The sequence below is a fragment of the Paenibacillus sp. Paensp38 genome, assembly GCF_059491915.1.
The window spans coordinates 1,399,131-1,417,710 of sequence record NZ_CP168516.1; the positions used below are offsets into that span (position 1 = coordinate 1,399,131).

An 18,580-nucleotide genomic window follows, 5' to 3' on the forward strand; every position below is an offset into this window, starting at 1 on the left:
TAATGCACACGTGAAAAAAATGATTTAAACCTTGTTATGAAAGCGCTATAATTTTGATGTGATGCAAAGAGCCAGAGGGGGAGCGCAATGAAAAAAGGAAGAATGTTCTACACCATTTTTATTACGATTCTGGTTTTAGGAATAGGATTTGTGGCCAGTTTTGGCAGCTACATCTATTTTACAACAATTAGCTCCGTTGTGGAGAGGGTTTCCAATACCAAGCAAAGCTATATGGCACAGATCAGAAATAGCCTGGAGCAGAAAATTCAAACGATTGAATATGCTTTTAATACGTATAGCACGACCAGTTCCTTTAATGATGTTGTGAAAAATCCCATTACAGAAAAAGATTTTATAGCGTATCGGAATGTGAATACTCAGCTCAATTATATTGCTACAATGGGATTAGAGGGAACGGAATATTCACTCATCAGTCTGGATCAGAATTGGAGAATCTCCAATGGAAGCCTGTCTTATTTGACGAAAGCAGAAAGGGAGAAGCTGGTTAATACCTATATCGACCATCAGAATCAGGGACTATTCTGGGTTAAAACAGATAAAGGGATTCGTTTTGTTAATACCTTGCCTGTATTCTCTAAGAAGAAGCAAGCCATTGCTCTGTCGGATATTTCGCTGCAAACATTAAATCATACGATTCAAACCGAGGATCATATGGCTGTTTTTATCTTGAATAATCAAGGCGATTTAATGTATGAAACCCAGCCTGCCGAACAATTATTGTCCACCCAGCAGCTCCAGCATATTTCAGAAGCCACAGTGAAGCCGAGCAACACAGGTATGCTAACTTTGGAGAAAACGGATCAGCAGCCTGCACGACAAGTCATTTACGCCAAATCTGCCTATAACAATTGGACTTATTTAACAGTATTAGATAAAAAAGAAATTGCGGATGCCTTTCAAACGACCAAATTTGGGATCATCATGATGGGACTTGTATTAACGCTCTTAATGGTGGTAGTGGCGTACTTCATTGCCATTTACTTTACAAAGCCATTTCAGCAAATAAAACGAAGCTTGCCTAAAAATCCTAATTTTGCTTTCAAAAATGAACCTTCTAAAAATGAAATTGAATGGATTATTAATTCCATCGATAACATTGTAACCGAGAAGGAAAGCTTGGAAAGTCTCATTCAGTCCGAAATGCCACAGTTGGAAACCCAATTGATTCTCAACCTGTTCCGCAAACGTATTTCTGCAGAGGAATTGGCACGAAAAATGCCACGCTTGGGTTATCCGCAGATCGAGAATCAAATGTATATTACCTTGTTAGTCCAACTGGATAATCTGGGAGATCGAGAGCCCTCGGATAAAGATGTTTTGCTGCTGGCTATTAACAAAATCGTAGAAGAAACGATTCCAGAGCAGCAGCGAATGCTTCCCATCATTTTGAACGATAACACTCAGGCCACCATATTAATTTTGACAGGGTTGAGCGAACAGGAAATGAGAAAGCAAGTCTTGGATGATGCGACCCTTTTGGTTCGAAACGTAAAAGAGTATTTAAATGTTTCCATCAGCATCGGCATTAGTACGGCGTATGATAACTTATTAGAAAGTAAAGAAGCCTGTGAGATGAGCAAGCAAGCTTTGCATCACCGTTTAAATTTAGGCAAAGAGTCGATTATTTTTTATGAAGATATTTCCATGGTCATTTCAGGTCCGGTGCTGCTCCATTATCCTACGGAATTGGAATCAAAACTATTTGATGCCATCCGAATAGGGGACGAAGAGCAGGTATATCATACCGTGCACTCATTATTGGAGGAAATGATGGTAAAAAACAATCATTCCATGAACTTTGAGGTGCTGTTGGTACGGTTTGTGAATAACCTCATCCAATTAGAGCAACTATTAGGGATTGAAGTGCTGCTGACGCAAGACAATCATGCCTTGTATCATCGTTTGCTGGACATCCGTAACCCGGAAGAGATAGAACGTATGCTGATAGAGCAAGTTATTTTCCCCATGGTAAAAAGCATGAAGGAGAAGACCAACCAGCAATTCCGCTGTCTCTCGGAGAAAATTGCTGCTATTATCCGTGCTGAATATGACCAGGAATTATCATTAGAACTCATTGGAGACCGACTTCATTACAATCCGAATTATTTAAGCAGTATTTTCAAAAAAGAATACGGAACGACGTTTAGTGAATATCTGATGGGCTACCGGCTGCAAATGGGTAAGAAGTGGCTCGTTGAGACAGATATGACGATTAAAGAAATCGCCGAGCGACTGCAATATCATAATTCGCAAAACTTTATCCGCTCTTTTCGGAAAAAGGAACAGGTTACACCGGGAGCTTACCGAAAGATGAAGCAAGCCAATTAACCTTTAACCGCTCCTAACAAAGCTCCTTTGACAAAGTGCTTTTGCACAAATGGGTACACGATTAACATCGGAACGGTCGCAATGACAATGACCGCCATCTTAATCGTCTGCGCAGGCGGAATGACATCTACAGCAGTTCCTTCTGCCTGCATACCACTGGAAACGATTACAATTTGACGTAGCAAGACTTGAATCGGCCATTTGGCAGAATCATTGATATAGAGAATGGCGTGCATATACGTATTCCAGTAGGCAACAGCGTAGAATAGAGAGATGGTTGCAATAGAAGGCAGGGCTAATGGCAACATAATTTTAAAGAAGATACCAAAATCGTTGCACCCGTCCATCTTGGCTGATTCCTCCAGATCATCTGGCAGCGCCTGAAAGAAGTTACGCATGATAATCAGGTTAAACGCATTAATGGCGACAGGAAGAATCAAGGACCAATACGAATTGATAAGCCCCATGCTTTTTACAACCAGGAATGTTGGAATCATCCCCCCACTAAACAACATAGAAAACACGACAATGAAGTTAATCGTATTGCGGCCGAGTAGATATCTTCGGGATAATCCATAAGCCATAAAAGCAGTAAATATCATACTTACAACTGTACCGACGATCGTTACGCCGACCGAAACCCCGAGACCTCTAAAAATGGTGGGAGTCGACAGAATATAGCGGTAGGCATCCAAGGAAAAAGTAACTGGGAATAAAATGAACTTCTTGGCTATCACTTCTTCGGTTGAGGCAAAAGAGCTGGCGATGATATTCAAAAAAGGTAAGAGACATGTGAGGGCAATGAGAATCAATAGTGTACTGTTTACAATGTTGAAGATACGGCTGCCCAGCGATTCTTTTTTTCGTAATTTTTGTTTTCGTAATGGCTGTGTCAATGTGGTTGACCTCCTCGTAATCGTTTACATGGCAACCTTATCAAGAGGAAAGAATTCCGTATATAATCAAATCTTGAGGTGTTCCCTAAGCCTGGAAAAAAGCGAATGATCATTAGGTTGTGTAGTAATCATTAGCTAAGGTGAAAGGTTGAAAAGTAGGCTGCACACCCAATTTTGTAAACGCTATCATTTGGTGATTATATGCGGAATGCTGAAAATCGCATACTCTTGAAAACGTATACAGGAACGTTTGAAGGAGGTCGAACTAATGAAAGTTTCAAGTGTCCCCGCACCAAACATGAAAATGAAAAAGAACAAAAGAACGACGGAAAGCCTTTTACGAATGCAGAAACACAAGCTGCTCTATCTAATGGTTTTACCCGGACTGGTATACTTCATTATTTTTAAGTACTTTCCTATGGGGGGATTGGTGATTGCATTTCAGGATTATCAAGCTTTTCAGGGAATCACAGGCAGTCCATGGGTAGGCATGAAGCATTTTATTCGTTTGTTTACCGAGCCTACGTTTTTTATGCTGCTTCGCAATACGCTGGTTTTGTTTGCATTGAACATTGTAATCTTTTTTCCATTGCCCATCATTTTGGCGCTTATGCTGAACGAAGTCAGGAAGATGTTCTTTAAGAACATTATCCAAACCATTATCTACATCCCGCACTTTATGTCATGGGTTATCATTGTTTCGATTTCTTATGTATTCCTAACCGTAGACGGTGGGGTGCTGAATGAAATGATTGCCGCGCTAGGTGGTGAGAAGATCAGTTTCTTAACTTCTCCGCAATGGCTGCGAACAGTCTACATCGGGCAAGTGATTTGGAAGGAACTGGGATGGTCTACCATCATTTATCTATCTGCGATTACAGTGGTAGATACGCAATTGTATGAGGCAGCAGAGATGGACGGAGCTGGACGCCTGAGAAAGACATGGCACGTTACCTTGCCTGCGATCCGCCCAGTCATTATTACATTGTTAATTTTGAAGATCGGTAGCACGTTGGATTTGGGCTTTGAGCATATGTATCTGCTATTGAACTCCTTAAACCGCGAAGTTGCCGAAATCTTTGACACTTACATTTATACTGCGGGCTTAAAGAATGGACAATTAAGTTTTAGTACAACGGTAGGGCTTTTTAAAGGTGTGGTAGGTTTAATCCTGATTATGGGCTCCAATCGACTGGCCAAGAAATTTGGTGAAGACGGCGTTTACTAATGACGACGGGAAGGATGCAAAATGGTGCGGTTTGTAGAAAACATGAACAAATGGTGCATGCGCCTGCTACGCCTGGTCTACCTTAACTTGCTTTGGACGGTTGCGACGATTCTGGGCTTGGGTTTTATAGGCGTTGGGCCTGCAACCGTTGCTATGCTTAGTATTTTAAGACAGTGGATTCGGGGCAATGAGGAAGTCGCCATTTTCTCGACGTTTGTACGTTACTTTAGAGAAAGCTTTAAAGAAGCAGCCATCATTGGGGGGCTTTACAGCCTTGTGGGTTACGTGCTCTACGTGGATATCGTCAACGTCTCGTCCTGGTATGTTCGTGTGGTGACGCTTATTGGAGCCTTTTTGTATCTTATCTCTTTGGCCTATATTTTCCCGCTGCTGGCTCACTATGATTGGAGAGGCATCAGACTGAAGGTCAAGATGTCGATCGTGATTGGATTTTCGTATTTACAATACACGCTTGTTCTTTTTGTAGCCATTGTCGTGCTATTTGCATTGATTCTAGGCTTGTACCCAGGAATTCTAACTTTTGCCGGAGCAAGTATTATGGGCTATCTCGTGATGTGGATGACGCATCAGGTATTCAGCAAAATAGAGCGAGAGGTTCTGGTGAAAGAGGAAGATATGGCATGAATATACAAACAGAAAAGGAGCAAACACGATGAAAAAGGGAATCACGACGAAAAAGGGAGTATCAGGCCTTCTTGCTGTACTAATGGTCATGAGTGTTTTTTTAGCAGCTTGTGGTGATAAGGGGGGAGAGGATCAAAGCGGCCAAACCTATGATCCGAAATCCAAACTGGAATTTACCTGGTTAAACGTATTGCATACAGCTTCTCCGCCTACAGAAACGATCAAAAGCAAAATTGAAGAATACACCAATTCTAAAATCACGTTCAACTGGGTGCCGGATGCTTCCAAAGAAGAGAGAATTACCACCGCACTGGCTTCTGGTGAACTGGCTGATATGGTGACGCTGACGATGATGACTAACTCTTCAGTGCGTAGTTCATTGAAATCAGGACTATTCTGGGATGTAGGAAAGTATTTGGATGATTATGAAAATTTGAAGAAGATCCCGCCTGAAGTGCGAGAAGCCGCATCCATTGAAGGGGTACTGTATGGCGTTCCGTTCCAGAAGAATCTGGCTCGGGCAGGTCTGGTCATTCGTCAGGATTGGCTGGATCGCTTAGGATTGAAGGTGCCGACGACACTGGATGAGTTGTATGAAGTTGCGAGAGCGTTTACAGAAGATGATCCGGATGGGAATGGAAAAAAGGATACGACTGGATTTGTTGACAGATCGGATCTACGCTACAGCAGCTTCAAAACTTTAAGTTCCTACTTTGGCACACCTAATGGCTGGAAAGTAGATGAAAGCGGAAAGTTTACGCCGGAATTTGATACTCCCCAATATTTGGAGACCTTAAAGTATTCGAATAAGTTATACAAAAACGGATATCTCTCTAAAGACTTTGCTGTAACCGCTAAAACGGACCAGCAGCAACAATTTGCACAAGGTAAAGCAGGTATTTATACAGGCATGATCGATATCTCTAACCTCAGAACCTTGTCCCAAGGCCTGCAAAAGGGGCTGAAGCTGGTACCAGTTAACAAGATTTCGAATGGAGATGGCAAATACCACGTATGGTCTGAGGGAAGCGGGGTAGGAGGTTTGCTGGCATTTCCGAAATCCGAAGTAAAAACAGAAGCTGAGTTGAAGAGACTGCTGCAATTTGTAGATGATTTAATTGACAAAGATGTATATATGTATATGACCGGTGGTATTGAAGGCACTCATTATAAAATCGAAAAAGATGGAGCCTTCAAAATTACGAATACAGATTTGTGGCAAGCAGATGTTCAGCCATTTTCAAGCTCCAGACCAAGTGAAGTGACTTATAACTTAAAAGATGCCAATCCAGAAAAGGAACTGGCTAATGAATTAGTCCGAGAAAATAATGAATTTGCTGTTCTGGACCCGACCGTGCCACTGGATTCAGTCACCGCTAATGAGCAAGGAACAGAGCTGGAGAAAATCATTACCGACGCCTCCTTCAAATTTATTATGGGTGAGCTTGACGAAGCCGGATTTAAAGCAGCCGTAGAAAACTGGAAAAACTCCGGTGGATCACGGATTACCGCTGAGTATGAGGAAGCGTATAAGAAAACGAAAAAATAAAGATATAGGTTGAACATGAGTGTACATGAATTGCCACTACGCAGGCGGATGGTGCTTACCATCGCTGACACTTGTCCAGCACCATTCCGCCTATTCCGTTTTCCAGTGTATTTTCAAGTCAGTCTATAAATCATTTTCGTATTCATAAAAAAAGACAGGAGAGAACGAAATGCAATTGTATAACATTGTAGATTATGGAGCAGTTCAGGATGGCACGACGCTGGCTACGGGAGCGATTGCGGCTGCCATTGAAGCGGCCAGCAATGCTGGAGGAGGAACCGTTGTTGTTCCGTCTGGGACGTATCTGACAGGTGCTATCTTTCTGAAAAGTAACATTGAGCTGCATGTAAGCCCTGGCGCAACTCTGTCCTTCAGTACGGATCTGGCTGATTACCCTGTAGTGGAATCCAGATGGGAAGGCGTTCAGCGGGAAGTGCATGCGTCATGCATTTATGGACAGAATCTTGAGAATATTTCAGTTACAGGTAGCGGAACGCTGGATGGAAATGGTCAGCCGTGGTGGGAAAAGCACCGAAATCATCCAGAGGAGTTACAGTATCCGAGACCCAAATTAATCAGCTTTGACCGTTGTCAGCGGGTTACCATTAAAGATGTTATGTTAAAAAATTCCCCCAGTTGGACTGTAAACCCCATCGCTTGCTATAACGTTACGATTGATAATTTGTCCATTCTTAACCCGGCGGACTCCCCCAATACGGATGGCATTAATCCTGAATCTTGTTCCAATGTTCGTATTAGCAACTGCAATATAGATGTGGGCGATGATTGTATTGCGATCAAAGCGGGGACCGAAGATACACAAGAGCGAATTCCATGTGAAAATATTACGATTACCAACTGTACGATGGTGCATGGACATGGCGCAGTTGTACTGGGGAGCGAAATGAGTGGTGATATTCGTAATGTTACAATCAGCAATTGTGTGTTCAAGCAAACAGATCGGGGTATACGTCTGAAATCCAGACGGGGACGTGGCGGAATCATCGAGGATATCCGCGTCAGCAACATTGTGATGGAGGAGGTCATTTGTCCATTTATTCTGAACCTGTATTATTTCTGCGGCCCTCGGGGCAAAGACAAATATGTGTGGGACAAAAATCCCTATCCGATTACCGATGAAACCCCGTGCTTTAGACGAATTCATTTTTCCGATATTACGGCACGACAGGTTCATGCGGCTGCTGGATTCTTATACGGACTAGCAGAACAATATATTGGTGAAATTACATTCTCCAATATTGATATTTCTATGGCTAAAAATGCAATTCCCGGTCGTCCGGCCATGATGACAGGGATCGAAGATATGAACAACCGTGGTTTTTATCTAGGTAACGTGAAGGATATTCGTTTTCAACAGGTGACGATTGAGAATCATCAAGGTCCTGCCTTTTATATTGAGAATGGGGAAGACGTTGAAATCAATCGTTGCCATTCGAAGAATACAGCTCAGCCCGAAAAGCTGATAGAACAAGTAACGATACAACCTTCTGAACAAAATAGGATGAATTAGGAGGACATGAAAGGAGGTACAACGTGGATAAATTACAAGCATTGTTGGGAGACCTTCCGGCAGATCGCCCTATAACGGCAACTCTGTTGAATGAAGAAGAGCGTGAGGGGTACCGACTGGAGTGTCTCCTGCTCGACTTGAACGGGATCGAATCTGTACCCGCTTATGTAGCTACACCCTTGCAAGGGAACGGTCCGTTTCCAATGGTCGTTTTTAACCATTCGCATGGGGGCGATTATACGAACGGACGCAAGGAACTGCTCCATAGCAGCTCTTACTTGCAGCAGCCCTCGTTTGCTACAACCCTGACAGACATGGGGTACTGCGTATGCTGCATTGACATGTGGGGCTTCAATGAACGTGGGGGCAAAACCGAAAGCGAGCTGGTAAAGGAAATGCTCTGGCAGGGCCAAGTGCTGTGGGGCATGATGCTGTATGATAACCGTCGCTTGGTGGATTATATGTGCCAGCGTGAAGACATTGATGCTTCCCGTATCGCAACAATCGGTATGTCGATGGGCGGACTCATGGCATGGTGGATGGCTGCGTTAGATGAACGGATACAGGTTACGGTTGATATTTGTGGACAGGTAGATGCCCATACGCTAATCGCTAAACGGGGATTGGACCATCATGGCTTTTATTCCTATGTCCCCGGCTTGCTGAAGCATTTTACCACCCTTGATATTCAAAAGCGGATCGTACCTCGTCCACGGATGAGTATAACAGGTCAAAATGACCGGATGTGTCCTATTGAAGGAGTCGAGCATTTGGCAAAAGGGTTGCTGGAAGCTTACCAGCAGGCAGGTCACCCAGAGCATTGGCAGCCTGTGATTGCAGGCGGTGGACATATGGAGACGCTGCAAATGCGCACGGCGTGGCAGACATTTTTAGCCAAGCACCTGTAAATCAAATGAAAGGATCGGGGTAATCATGCTAGTTGGAAAAGAATCCTTTTGTGATTTCCATACGATTCAGGAGGCAATTGCTGTATTGGAGCAGTCGGCTTCCAATGAAATGGAAACGTTAACTATTTTATCAGGTATTTATGAGGAAGAGGTGCGAATTTACCGTTCGTATCTTCATATTATAGGCATCGGGCAGGTAGAGATTCGAATGAATCGGTATGCCAAGGAGCGGAATGAAGCGGGTGAGGAAATAGGGACCTTTGCGACACCCACTTTATTTTTAGGCGGTAGCCATCTGATCTTGGAAAATCTCACGATTTCCAACACGGCAGGACAGGGAGAAGCCATTGGGCAGGCCGTTGCGGTATACGCTCATTGCGATGAAACGGTCTTTAGAAACTGTACCTTTAAAGGGCACCAGGATACTTTATTTACAGGCCCTCTACCTCCTGCACCGAAAGAACGACTCCAGTTTGGTGGAATCCATTTGAAGGAGCATCATAGGCACTATCGGCAGCTTTATCAGCATTGTTATATAGAGGGTACGGTGGACTTTATTTTTGGTGGGGCTACCGCGTATTTTGAAGATTGTGAAATTCGCAGTTTACGCCATCATGAAAACCAAACGAGCTACGTTACAGCCGCCTCTACGCCGCAAGGACAAGCGTATGGCTATGTATTCAACCAATGCTACCTAACTGCAGAGCCTGATATTGCCCCGGTTTTTTTGGGGCGTCCGTGGCGGGAATATGCCAAGACCGTATTTGTCGATTGTAAAATGGGCGCTCATATTGACCCACGTGGCTGGGACAATTGGGACAATGTCGCGAACGAGAAAACGGTCTGTTATCAGGAATATAACGGACACGATGAAGTTGCTGCATTACGTAAGCAGCGTGTTCCGTGGGCGGATTGTTTTGAAGCGGGAACAAAAGCATGGAGCAAGGAACAGGTTTTTGATGAAGTCACATTTTGGAAGTAAGGAGAAGTGAGGTCTCATGATGATCCAAAATCCCATATTAAAAGGCTTTAATCCCGATCCGTGTATTACACGAGCCCTGGATACTTACTATATTGTGGTGTCATCATTTGAGTGGCTGCCTGGAGTACGGGTGTACCAGTCCAAAGATTTGGCCCATTGGGAGCACTGCACAGATATTTTGACCGATCAGGTTGACTTAAGAGGTAATCCTAAAAATTGCAGCATTTGGGCACCGCAGCTTAGCTATGCAGATGACCTTTTTTATCTGCTCTATACGGATGTAAAAAGCACCAAACGTCCGTTCAAGGACGTTCATAATTTTGTGATGACGGCGCCTACGATCCAAGGACCTTGGTCGGAACCCGTTTATCTTAACAGTAGTGGATTTGATCCGTCTTTATTTCATGACGAGGACGGACGCAAATGGCTGTTGAACGCATTGTGGGATTACCGTATGTTGGAAAGCAACAAATCTTCTGGCATAGTTATGCAGGAGTATGACAGCCAGCAACAACAGCTTATTGGCGAGCCTGTTAAAATCTTCGATTGCACTCCTTTGAAGAAAACAGAAGCGCCTCACATCTACAAGCATAACGGTTATTACTATCTTGTTACAGCGGAAGGCGGAACGGGTACTGGGCATGCCGTTACCATAGCACGCTCGAAGCAGATATCCGGGCCATATGAAGTGGACCCGCACAACCCGATGCTTACGTCACGTGATCGACTGGATTTCCCGTTACAATGCGCAGGACATGGCAGTCTTGTACAAACACCAGACGGCGAATGGTACATGGCTCATTTATGCACACGTCCAGTAGAGGGGAAATATGCCATTTTAGGACGGGAAACAGCCTTGCAGCAAGTGTACTGGAATGATGAAGGCTGGCTGCGATTAACCGCCGGGGGCCATACACCCCAATTGGAGGTGCCTGCGCCTCAAGGAACAATTTCGGTTAAGCAAGAGCAGCAGGAGTATATTTTCGAAGACTTTTTCGAGGGCCCCACACTTGACAAAACGTGGAATACATTGCGTATCCTGGCTAACGAGAGCTGGTGTTCATTAAGTCAGCGCCCGGGCTACCTTCGCATTCTGGCTGGAGAATCCATTCAAAGTCTGTTCCAGCATCACGTGCTTGCCATTCGGCAAACGGATCATCATTTCCGGGTAGAAACAGCACTGGAGTATCAGCCAGCCAGCTATTTGCAAATGGCGGGACTTTTGCTGTATCTCAATGAAGAGGATTATTTGTACGCGTATGTTAGCTATGAAGAGGGACAAGGGAAGATACTGCGCATGATGCGATGTGAAGCCAATACATTTACCTTAGTTCCCCAAGCGATTACGCTACAGGACGATCTTCCTATACATTTAGCTGTGGAAGTCCATGCATCCCACGGGCAATTTTATTATGGAGTCGGAGATAAACCTGCTTGGAAGCGGCTTTTTGAAATGCAGGATATCAGCTTTTTATCCGGTGGTTTTACAGGAAATTTTGTAGGTATTGCTGCTCATGATATGCAACAGTTCCAAGGAAGCTACGCTGATTTTTCCCATTTCTTATATCATGGTATGGATCATCTTTCCTCATAAAAAATATTATAATGATGAATGCTGAAAGCACCTTGATGGGTGCTTTTTTCGTTGGTTCTGCACTTTACCTTTTCACATTATAACTTCGCAAAATCTCCAAAAAGGCGGTGCATGCTTTCGTTTCAAATACCGCAGAAGGGGTCAGAAAAGAAAATTTCCGAATGAAGGGGAGATCGAGAATATCCAATACTTCTAATGTTCCCAAAGCAAGTTCCTTTTGAATCACCCATTGGGACAGCAAAGAAATCCCCAAGCCTGCTTCTACAGACTCTTTGATGATCTGTGTACTGCCAAAATTCATCATATGAGAAGGATAAAATCGAAGCTGTGCAAACATCTTTTCAGCCGCCTCCCGGGTTCCAGAGCCTTCTTCCCGCAGAATCCAGATGTCCTCATGCAGCTCATTTATATCCACTTGAGATTTACCAGCCAAACGATGATTTTGCGGAACGACGATATACATTCTATCATCAGCAAATGATCCAATGTGTAGATGGTCATGCTGAAATTCTCCTTCGATAATTCCCACATCCAATTGATTATGGATCACGAGCTTTTCAATTTCCAATGTATTGCCGATGGTAATGGAGGGCTGAATGAGTGGATACTGGATTCTCATTTGCGCAATCACATGCGGCAGCACATATTCGCCATACGTGTAGCTTGCACCAATAGACAGGTTACCCTTTGCCGTATGCATTAGCTCATCCACCAAGTACTGCATACGTGTATGGAGTCGGATAATCTCCTGGGCATGATGATACACAATTTCACCTGCTTTGGTTAAGCGCACATATTTATTACTACGCTCCAGGAGGCGGGTTCCTACGCTACGTTCCAGCATTTGAATATATTGACTTACCGCAGGTTGGGTCATGTGTAATACCTCGGCAGCTCGTGTGAAGTTTTGTTTCTCCGCGACCCTAACAAATACGATTAAAGATTGGTCCAAAGCCCATTCCTCCAAATTCATCATATCTACTTACTTATTATCATTATTATAATGATTTATTTTTCTTATGACAAAAAACATATTAAGCTGGATGCATGTAGAATTGGAGGGGTTCACCATGAACAGTCATACACAACATACCAAATTATTTTCGAACAGAGGGCGATTATTCCAGCGTATATTTGGCATTATCCTCACGATGTTATTTGCTTTGGCAGGCTACGGTCTGAACGAATTGCCAGGCTTTCATTATGTAGGTCCATTGGCTTGTGCCATGTTTCTCGCTATTCTGTACCGACAGTTGTGGGGATACCCTGAAGCTGTGCGCTCAGGGGTTGAGTTTTCAGCAAAGAAAATACTACGTGGAGCGATTGTGCTATTTGGGCTGAAGCTGAATATGGATGTTGTCATTCATCATGGACTGGGTTTACTTTTGCGTGATGTGGGCACCGTTGTATTTTCCATCTTTTTTACGGTTTGGCTGGCAAAACGTTTCAAGGCAGATGCTTCGCTTTCGCTTCTTCTTGGTATTGGAACAGGAGTTTGTGGTGCAGCAGCGATTGCAGCGGTTTCTCCCTTGTTAAAATCCAAAGATGAGGATACAGCCATAGGAGTAGGACTCATTGCCTTGGTTGGTACGATATTTGCCATTTTGTTTACCGTGCTTCGACCCTGGCTTCCTTTGACGGATATGCAATATGGGATCTGGTCGGGCATCAGTTTACATGAAATTGCACATGTGGCCTTAGCTGCAGCACCTGCCGGACAGGATGCTCTTGCAATGGGCTTATTAGCCAAACTGGGGCGTGTTTTCTTGCTCATACCGCTCAGCTTTGTTTTAATGGTTTGGATGAAACGAACCGGAAAAATTCGTACAGATGCTAAAGTGGAGTTTCCCTGGTTCCTCATCGGCTTTATGGCTACAAGTGTTGTGGGCAGCTATGTTTTTGGAAAATATATTGTAGTTCCATCTAGTCTGACAAACGGAATTTCTCAAGTTACCACCTTTATGTTAACGATGGCTATGGTAGGTATGGGGCTGAATGTGAGCTTTAAGGCTTTGCGAGAGAAAGCAATGCTTCCCTTACTGGTACTGTCTGTTACCTCGATTATTCTTATAGGTTTAACATTTTTAACAGTATGAACATGAAGTATTCGTTTGTGATAAGATTGCTAGTAAACCAGATTAATAAAACTGGAAAAAGCTCTGCTTGCTATATAGCTGGTAGAGTTTTTTAGTACTTTTGTATGATAAAACTGAAATATGTACTGAATCAATCGTAACTTTTTACATATGATTCGCGTCTATCAAAATGGAGGTCCTGAGAATCATAGAGTGCAAGAATTTCATAAGCGAAAATATAGAGAATGGTAGGGTACATAATGAAGAAAATTTGTTTATTTGCTTTTTTGTTTCTGTTTCTACTAGCATTTCCAAGAGAGAGTCACGCTGCCTCTTCGAGTTCACATCTTCAGTTAGACGGTAAAGATATAAGTGTTGGCAAAGGTGTTCAGATTCAAGAAGTAAAGGGGAATATACTGGTTCCACTCCGTCTCATTGTAGAGGAATTGGGTTATAGCGTGAATTGGGAGTCCAAGACAGGGACCATAACTATACATAAGCAAAATCTTAACCTCAGTCTTCAGGTCAACAATCCCATGGCCTCTGTTAATGATCATCAAATGGGATTGGCTGTAGCGCCTTTGCTTAGAGAGGGGACGACTTATGTTCCGCTTCGCTTTGTATCCGAACAGACAGGGGTTGATGTGGTCTGGAACAACGAGCTTAAAACCGTGTTCCTGACGACTCCACCTGCTTCAAGCGGGAATAGCGAGTCCACTCATGATCATTCTGCTACTCCAGCTGTAAGTAATCCTAAAGAGAGTGCGCGCACGGCTATAAACCAAATTAGCTTCGCTAATCACCAATTGACTATAGCTGTTAATGGAAAAGTAACCCCCAAAGTAACTACGTTGACTCATGCAGACCGTATTGTTGTAGACATACCGGATACAAAGTTTGCTGAGGAATTTCTAGCATCGCAATCATTTGACAATAGTGGACAAGGAAGTTTTCCAGTCACAGAAGATCCAGATGTTTCCCAAGTAAGATATTCCATGTTTAGTACAACTCCCGCATCGGTACGTATTGTGGTTGATCTTAATAACAGCACACCTTTTCATATACTCAATGCAGATGATGGTAAGGTTGTTATAGCATTGGATCAGGAAACGGAGGAGCCATCAACTACCGAGAACGTTTTACCTACCATACCTGTTGCACCTGTGATTTCTTCCGATGGACACGCGCAAGGGATTGACGTCTCACACTATAATGGCAATATTGATTGGCAGCAAGTGGCAGCGGCAGGTAAAACATTTGCTTTTATTAAAGCTACAGAGGGCACAAAATATCAAGATAATCAATTTTTGATAAATGTACAGGGTGCCAGAGAGGCTAACATCTTGGTTGGCGCTTACCACTTTTTGAACGCAACTACCGCGGATGGAGCTCGTCAGGAAGCTGCTAACTTTGCTAGGGCTCTAGATTCAGCAGGAGGCAGGCTGGATCTGCCCCCTGTGATGGACTATGAAAATAACCCCAAAGGTCTTACTCCTGCACAAATTAATGAAGTGGCTCATGCCTTTTTGGATGAAATGGAGAGGCTTACCGGACGTCAGCCGATCGTATACACGGGTAATGTCTTTGCTTCCAAGTTTGATCCTACATTTTCTATGTATAAACTGTGGGTAGCCCGATACAGCACTACGCAAAAGCCGACCGCGGTTCCAGCTTGGAATAACTGGTGGGCTTGGCAATACAGTAGCACAGGCAGTGTTCCGGGTATTCGAGGCCAAGTGGATTTGGATGAATACAACGGAACGATAGATGAACTCCGGGCTTCACTTGGAGGAGAGCTCGATTAGCATAATCATATCATGATCAATCCTCGCGAATCCGGAATAGGATCTGCGAGGATTTTTAATGTCTGATTTGTTTAGTTGGGCATGATCCATACGATTTCGCTGATTCGAACAAAGAATTTTTTCCCATATACATCTAAAATGACATGGTCGGGCTTACAATCAACTACGCATCCATCAATTCTGCCACGAGTGGTCTCAAGTACAACGTACTTGCCGATCACCGATTTTAATGTTTCTACGACGTATGGATCTACAGGGTGCACCACGACGTGATGAGAGGTAGGATGGTGAGGAAAAGGTTGATTAACGTTGTAATTGAGCATTTGATTTGAATTCAATTGCTTCACTCCTTCAAGATTAGTTGTGTTATCCTATGCTCCTGCCTAGGAAAGGTGTAGGCTAATGCCCATCAGCGAAAACATTCATAACATTGCCAAAAAGCCCGGTCCATAGGAAAGCTCAATACATAAGCTATGTTGTACCTTGAATTGAAGGAGGCAATGACCATGAGTGAATGTGAAAGAGGTTGTGGCGGCGGTTCAGTAGGAGGCTACCCAGGAGTTTGGACATCGACAGGAGCTATTCTGGTACTGTTCATTCTGCTCGTTATCATTACGAAGTCTTTATGGGTTTAATTTAAAATGAGTAGCTTAACCCCCCATCGGTATATAACTGATGGGGGGTTAAGTGTTTTAGAGGATGGAATAAATGATAAAACACCTCAAATAACAGCGTACAAGCCCTACACAAATGGTGCCGGGCGAGACAGCTGTCATTTGAGGTACATTGGCATCTATAGACAGGAACGGACAATGGGTCAGGGATTAAATTAACGCAATCGCCAGCAGGGTGAACAGGCTCAATGTTAAGATTTGATTCCCATACCCGTAGCCAGGGTAAAAGGCAGACGTTTGTACACGTCCGTTCCGTTCTGTTTTTAAGTACACATTATTACGATCCACATCCATAATGGTTCCTTCGTACTGTTTTCCGTCCATGGTGAGAATACGTACCTTTTTATTCATGCAGTTCAAACAGTTGTAGTAAGCGTCCATTCCATCACCCCCTCTTATACATTGGCATTTTATGAGAGGGACGGTCTTATGGTAACGGCGAACATACAGGGAAAAGGTATTCCCTCGAACTAAGACCTGACTAGAGTTAGCCTATTCTTGATAGGGATTAAAAGAGAAGCCAGGATATCCGTTAGTATAGGCGTAATCTCTTTGGGGGACGGCTTGATAGTGTGGTGAAGCATCAGCAAGCCTCACATGTATCTCAGGTTTTCGGGGGGGCTGCTGCTTGCAGTCATTGGGAGGACCGATGATGACAGGCTTTTTAATAGGGACGAGCGCTTCCTGAACCTTATTCTCATCCAGGCAGTAAGTATGAGCCATAATGTTATTTGGCGTTAGGCGCAAAATGTCAGATCCCAGTATAAATTCAGGGGTCGGGGCATCAAAAATCGTCAACAAATGAGTGTTATCCATCGTGGCGACCAGATAATGCCACCATCCTTGAGGGACGTTAGCCACTTGGCCAGGTGTGATCGGAAAATGTCGTAACTCGCGGGTAAAGGGGTTAATCAGTGACACGGTTACGGCTCCAGAGATGCAGTAGACCAGTTCTGTGGCATTTTGATGATAGTGAGGCTCCACAACATTAGCAGTGCTGAGGCGAATATCCAGCAGCGATACATTTGCCAATGTATTCAGCTGCTGGATCGACAGCTCGTTGATCGAATTTTGAGCATCCTTCTGAAACAAAACATTGTCTCTTAAATCATAGGTGAATTGTACAGTAGGAGAGGTGTAATCCATATATGAATTCACGCGTCGTTTCCAGCCTTTCTGTTATTCGAAATTTGAGGATCGTACGCTACCCTATGCATACGCCTATATATGTGTGCGCGGAAATGTGATTTGAATTCATAGAAATCAGGCTTCGGTCCCGGGTAAGTTAAAGCGAAAAATAGCGAAAAAAGTCACGTATTCAAGTGTGTCCAGAACATGCTCCATTGCTTTTAATACACGTCATTCCTTTAGGGATGGCGTTTTATTTGCTTGGGTAGTCTTAGGACCAGAGCCGGATGATACGTAAATGCGGCTTGTGGTATACTGCAACGGACGTGTGAAAGCATGATTGTCCCATTCCGTATGTAGCCACGCGTCATTTCTGCAGCTAGGCATAAGTTATGTCATAAGAAACATCATCGGATAAACGTCCCTGAGTTGTACAGGCCGGAATGGTTGCACCGGACAGAACATGAAAGAGGAGGTTGTCTGGAATATGAAAAAATTATCTATTTTAATCCTGTCCTGCGCATGTATGTTAGGTACTGTATTGTCAGTCGCACCAGGACAAGCACAAGCACAATCGTCAGCTTTGAAGAAAGGGGTTCAAAGCGAACGGGTGCTGGAGCTTCAACAGCGGCTTCATTCGCTCGGTTATTTCAAAGCCGGGTTTACTGGGTACTATGGTTCTCTGACCAGTAAAGCGGTGACTCGTTTTCAACGGGATAACGGTCTGACACCTGATGGAGTAGCCGGAGCTGCTACACAAGCCAAGCTGAAATCCTTCGGTAAGGTGCGCGTAACCGCGCTGGATCAACTGGCTCGTATCATTTATTCTGAGGCGCGCGGAGAATCGTTTGAAGGTCAAGTAGCTGTCGGCGCTGTCGTATTAAACCGTGTTCAGTCCGGCGAGTTTCCAAGCTCGATCCCGGACGTTATTTTGCAGCCTGGCCAATTCACCGCTGTACAGGATGGACAATACCGCCTGAAACCCAACAAGACTGCGTACCGTGCAGCCAGACAGGCACTTAATGGTGCTGATCCGACCAATGGGTCCTTGTTTTATTACAACCCGGCCATTGCCACAGCCAAATGGAGTAAAAGTCGCCCGGCTGTCATCTCACTCGGTCGCCATACGTTTACGAATTAATTTCACATGAGAATACGCAAATTTCTAGCCGTCAGTTGCTTCTTTAGGAGCAGTGACGGTTTTTTATATTCGCAA

Annotated in this window: 17 protein-coding genes; 12 read left to right on the forward strand and 5 right to left on the reverse strand. The window is 43.9% G+C overall.

The window, feature by feature from the left end:
* Positions 1–87: 87 nt before the first annotated feature.
* Positions 88–2,349 carry a helix-turn-helix domain-containing protein gene (locus ACEN8J_RS06320; protein ID WP_069010294.1) on the forward strand — a complete coding sequence of 754 codons (2,262 nt, stop codon included), beginning with the start codon at positions 88–90 and terminating at the stop codon, positions 2,347–2,349.
* Here ACEN8J_RS06320 and ACEN8J_RS06325 read toward each other — a convergent pair.
* Positions 2,346–3,245 carry a carbohydrate ABC transporter permease gene (locus ACEN8J_RS06325; RefSeq protein ID WP_013311057.1) on the reverse strand — a complete coding sequence of 300 codons (900 nt, stop codon included), beginning with the start codon at positions 3,243–3,245 and terminating at the stop codon, positions 2,346–2,348. The two genes, ACEN8J_RS06320 and ACEN8J_RS06325, sit on opposite strands and share 4 nt — an antisense overlap.
* A 268-nt stretch (positions 3,246–3,513) precedes the next feature.
* On the opposite strand from ACEN8J_RS06325, the gene ACEN8J_RS06330 reads away from it, so the two are divergent.
* The 7 genes from ACEN8J_RS06330 to ACEN8J_RS06360 all read left to right on the forward strand — a co-directional run bounded on the left by ACEN8J_RS06330 (position 3,514) and on the right by ACEN8J_RS06360 (position 11,682).
* Positions 3,514–4,473 carry an ABC transporter permease gene (locus tag ACEN8J_RS06330; RefSeq protein ID WP_023989418.1) on the forward strand — a complete coding sequence of 320 codons (960 nt, stop codon included), beginning with the start codon at positions 3,514–3,516 and terminating at the stop codon, positions 4,471–4,473.
* A gap of 21 nt (positions 4,474–4,494) precedes the next feature.
* Positions 4,495–5,118: a YesL family protein gene (locus ACEN8J_RS06335; RefSeq protein WP_029517727.1), complete on the forward strand. Its 624-nt coding sequence runs from the start codon at positions 4,495–4,497 to the stop codon at positions 5,116–5,118.
* A gap of 28 nt (positions 5,119–5,146) precedes the next feature.
* Positions 5,147–6,667, forward strand: a complete 1,521-nt coding sequence (locus tag ACEN8J_RS06340; protein ID WP_029517726.1) for an extracellular solute-binding protein — start codon at positions 5,147–5,149, stop codon at positions 6,665–6,667.
* A 169-nt stretch (positions 6,668–6,836) separates the two neighbouring features.
* On the forward strand, positions 6,837–8,198 hold the full coding sequence (locus ACEN8J_RS06345; protein WP_495594349.1) for a glycoside hydrolase family 28 protein: 1,362 nt from the start codon (positions 6,837–6,839) through the stop codon (positions 8,196–8,198).
* Positions 8,199–8,221: 23 nt separating this feature from the next.
* On the forward strand, positions 8,222–9,106 hold the full coding sequence (locus ACEN8J_RS06350) for a dienelactone hydrolase family protein (RefSeq protein WP_342434296.1): 885 nt from the start codon (positions 8,222–8,224) through the stop codon (positions 9,104–9,106).
* A gap of 25 nt (positions 9,107–9,131) precedes the next feature.
* A complete protein-coding gene (locus ACEN8J_RS06355) occupies positions 9,132–10,088 on the forward strand; it encodes a pectinesterase family protein (protein WP_495594350.1) in 957 nt (318 codons plus the stop codon).
* Between the two features lie 16 nt (positions 10,089–10,104).
* Positions 10,105–11,682 (forward strand): glycoside hydrolase family 43 protein, encoded by a 1,578-nt coding sequence (locus tag ACEN8J_RS06360; RefSeq protein WP_495594351.1) that lies wholly within the window; start codon positions 10,105–10,107, stop codon positions 11,680–11,682.
* 64 nt (positions 11,683–11,746) lie between these two features.
* Here ACEN8J_RS06360 and ACEN8J_RS06365 read toward each other — a convergent pair whose 3' ends face one another.
* Entirely contained in the window at positions 11,747–12,634 is an 888-nt protein-coding gene (locus ACEN8J_RS06365; protein ID WP_495594352.1) for a LysR family transcriptional regulator, read from the reverse strand.
* Positions 12,635–12,752: 118 nt separating this feature from the next.
* Here ACEN8J_RS06365 and ACEN8J_RS06370 point away from each other — a divergent pair, with 118 nt between their 5' ends.
* Positions 12,753–13,778, forward strand: coding sequence for a YeiH family protein (locus ACEN8J_RS06370; protein WP_322251730.1), 1,026 nt, complete (start codon positions 12,753–12,755; stop codon positions 13,776–13,778).
* A gap of 239 nt (positions 13,779–14,017) precedes the next feature.
* Positions 14,018–15,562, forward strand: a complete 1,545-nt coding sequence (locus ACEN8J_RS06375; RefSeq protein WP_029517719.1) for a GH25 family lysozyme — start codon at positions 14,018–14,020, stop codon at positions 15,560–15,562.
* A gap of 71 nt (positions 15,563–15,633) precedes the next feature.
* Here the strand turns inward: ACEN8J_RS06375 and ACEN8J_RS06380 are convergent, their stop codons facing one another.
* Positions 15,634–15,900, reverse strand: coding sequence for a DUF2642 domain-containing protein (locus tag ACEN8J_RS06380; RefSeq protein ID WP_025719729.1), 267 nt, complete (start codon positions 15,898–15,900; stop codon positions 15,634–15,636).
* Between the two features lie 168 nt (positions 15,901–16,068).
* Between ACEN8J_RS06380 and ACEN8J_RS06385 the strand changes: the two genes are divergently transcribed.
* Positions 16,069–16,197, forward strand: coding sequence for a hypothetical protein (locus ACEN8J_RS06385; RefSeq protein ID WP_013371969.1), 129 nt, complete (start codon positions 16,069–16,071; stop codon positions 16,195–16,197).
* 189 nt (positions 16,198–16,386) lie between these two features.
* Here ACEN8J_RS06385 and ACEN8J_RS06390 read toward each other — a convergent pair whose 3' ends face one another.
* Together ACEN8J_RS06390 and ACEN8J_RS06395 are read right to left on the reverse strand one after the other, a co-directional pair.
* Positions 16,387–16,617 carry an LSm family protein gene (locus ACEN8J_RS06390; protein WP_029517718.1) on the reverse strand — a complete coding sequence of 77 codons (231 nt, stop codon included), beginning with the start codon at positions 16,615–16,617 and terminating at the stop codon, positions 16,387–16,389.
* A gap of 111 nt (positions 16,618–16,728) precedes the next feature.
* Entirely contained in the window at positions 16,729–17,394 is a 666-nt protein-coding gene (locus ACEN8J_RS06395; RefSeq protein ID WP_039272218.1) for a cupin domain-containing protein, read from the reverse strand.
* Positions 17,395–17,851: 457 nt separating this feature from the next.
* Between ACEN8J_RS06395 and ACEN8J_RS06400 the strand changes: the two genes are divergently transcribed.
* Positions 17,852–18,505: a cell wall hydrolase gene (locus ACEN8J_RS06400; protein ID WP_318627877.1), complete on the forward strand. Its 654-nt coding sequence runs from the start codon at positions 17,852–17,854 to the stop codon at positions 18,503–18,505.
* Positions 18,506–18,580: the final 75 nt, after the last annotated feature.